Origin of the sequence: Capnocytophaga sp. oral taxon 338 str. F0234 (assembly GCF_000192225.1) — a bacterium.
Lineage (GTDB): Bacteria > Bacteroidota > Bacteroidia > Flavobacteriales > Flavobacteriaceae > Capnocytophaga.
Window position 1 is genome coordinate 1,050,901 of the sequence record NZ_GL872413.1, and the last position, 2,437, is coordinate 1,053,337.

Genomic DNA, 2,437 nt, shown 5'->3' on the forward strand with positions numbered 1-2,437 from the left:
ATTATCACCTTCACTAATGATTTTATATACATCCTCTCTATATATTCTAATTGTTGTTCCTTGTCTGAATTTTTCAGGAGCATTTGCTTCTTTCAAAAGGGTATTATTTGTTCTTACTTGAAACTCTATGTATTTTTTATTAGGGTTATTCTTAAAGACATCTATCAACTCGCTTTTCTGGTTGGCTGTCCAAGGCGAGGTAGCCTTTAACTTGCTGTCACTTATTATGGCTCTAAAATAACTTCTTCCTCGTTCATCGCGTAGTTCTTTTACAAACAAATCATCAGCAATAATATTGTCTTTTACTCCTTTTAAATATACTTGTTTTAAGTGTGTATAGTCTTTATAAAGAGTACTAAAAGGAGGTATGTTTCTAATTTTAGAACTTACTAAAGATTCAAATTGTCTTCCTAACTGTGTATTTGTTTTAAAGAAATTACTTTTTCCCAATCTACTTTTAAGACTTCCGTTTTCAAATCTTCATAGATTAGGAAATATTCTCTAAGAATATTTTTTAAATCTTCATAATTTCTAAAACAAGCATCTTTTATATAACCTTCTTTTTCTTCATTTTTTACAATTTCTATCAACTTACATACTACTGAAAGTAATCCGCCCCCCGATAAATCTTTATTATTTTCATATTCCCAAAATATAATCACTTCTACCATTCCATATTCTAACGAAAAATGAAAATAAAACTTTATCCCATCTATGGTCTCAATTATCTGAAAAAACTTTTCTTTCTTTCTGTATTTTGCAGAATATCCTAATTCTTTAACTATTTCTATAATTTTATCATTAGAATAAACTGTTAATTTATCTTCATATCTATATTTATTACTTATATTACTATGTCTTTCGTATAGATTTATTTTTTCGAAAATCTCTAATTCTTTTTTACTTAATTCCATAATTAATTATTATTCTGGTCTAAATCTTATTATTCCCAATCTACTTTTAAGACTTCAGTTTTGAAATCTTCGTAAATAGCAAAAGTTTCAGTTAGAATTTCTTCTAATTCTTGATAATTTGAGTAATAAGGTCTTGGTCTTATCTCAAAACTTTTGTTCAACATTTCCTCTAAAATACTTTCCCAAACTCCCCAACTTAGTTCAAGCATTTGTTTATTTAGTTTAACACTCCACACAAATTGTAAAGCTCCAGTATAAGGAATTATATTAAACCCAATTGTTATTAAATTACTCTTGTCTTCTATTTTAAAAAAACATTCTTTTTTGGAATATTTAAATTTTACTTCCATTTGATTTAATAATAAATCAATATCTGAAATTGATTTACTATTTATACTATTTTGAAAATCAGAATATTTATTACATATTTCTAAATATCTTTTTTCAAAATTGATTTTTTGCAATACTTTTTTTAATCTAATGTCTATACTCATAAATTATTCTTTTAAAAATATAATTTCTATATCGTATTTTCTAGCTATTTTTTTGTATTTTTCAATCTCACTAAAATTCTTATTACTTTCGGGTATCTCTAAGTATAAGTTACCCTCAAGTTTTTTTCCATCTAATTGAGAATATTTATTAGAACGGATCGTTGTTCCAGATGAATACTTACTTTTCATTTCTTTCAAATAGCTTTCAAATGTAGAAAGTTCTATATTTTCCAAATCAGTGGCTTTTCTAGATATTATCATTCCTCTTTTATCTATAGTTGGTGGAATATAAGAATCTAATCTTTTCCCATTTTCTAGGTGAATCTCATTGAAATCATATATTTTTTCAGCCTTCTTATTAAACTCATTACCTCGTGCCATAGGTGAATCGTACAGCCAATAGTCTCGTTCTTCTTTCCAGCTTAGACGGTCTCTTGCTGATTTAGATTCTTTAGATTTCCTTGCAAGGTATTTTTGATAATCTGCTTCTAAAAGCTCATCAATAAATTTCCCGTTTTTTAACAGTTTTTGCTCAGTATTGACTGTTTTTATTAAGTTCTCTACACCCCTGCCCTCATTAGTAAGTTCCAATCCTTTCAAAACCTCTCTTTGCTTATCTATCAATTGTTTTTCCGCCTGTGGGAGATGATCTAATTGGGCTACTTCTTTCTGCCACAGCTCATAGTTTTTCATCAACTTTGCATTGCTCTTGGCGTTTCTTGGAAGGCTCTTGACTGCTCTATAACCCATCTGAGCTATATTCCCAAGCCCTATAGCCCCCATCACAGCATTATAGTAATGTACCGCTTGGACAAAGTGATTATTAGCATGTTTGCTCTGTGAGATATTCGCCACTATATTCCCCACAGCGCCTGCTACTTCTATCACCGCCCATGCTCTGCGTACCCAACTTACTTTGGTCGCTAAAGCAAGACCTCCACTACTGGCTATTGTAGCCATATCCAAGGTAAAGGCGGCCTCTTTCTCAAGCTTATCAAGCTGCTCCTTTTCTCGGTAGTAATCCAAAAA

3 protein-coding genes and 1 pseudogene are annotated in these 2,437 nt (G+C 30.0%); all 4 read right to left on the minus strand.

All coding sequences use genetic code 11. From position 1 onward, the window contains the following. Positions 1 to 450 (minus strand): hypothetical protein (locus HMPREF9071_RS12485; RefSeq protein WP_009745467.1); only part of this gene is annotated, 450 nt, incomplete at its 3' end. Further along, a complete protein-coding gene (locus HMPREF9071_RS04855) occupies positions 411 to 914 on the minus strand; it encodes a hypothetical protein (protein WP_009745468.1) in 504 nt (167 codons plus the stop codon). The genes HMPREF9071_RS04855 and HMPREF9071_RS12485, both read right to left, overlap by 40 nt. 29 nt (positions 915 to 943) lie before the next feature. Further along, positions 944 to 1,408, minus strand: a complete 465-nt coding sequence (locus tag HMPREF9071_RS04860) for a hypothetical protein (protein WP_009745469.1) — start codon at positions 1,406 to 1,408, stop codon at positions 944 to 946. A 3-nt stretch (positions 1,409 to 1,411) separates the two neighbouring features. After that, positions 1,412 to 2,437, minus strand: a pseudogene (locus HMPREF9071_RS11790) (hypothetical protein); the annotation flags it as partial.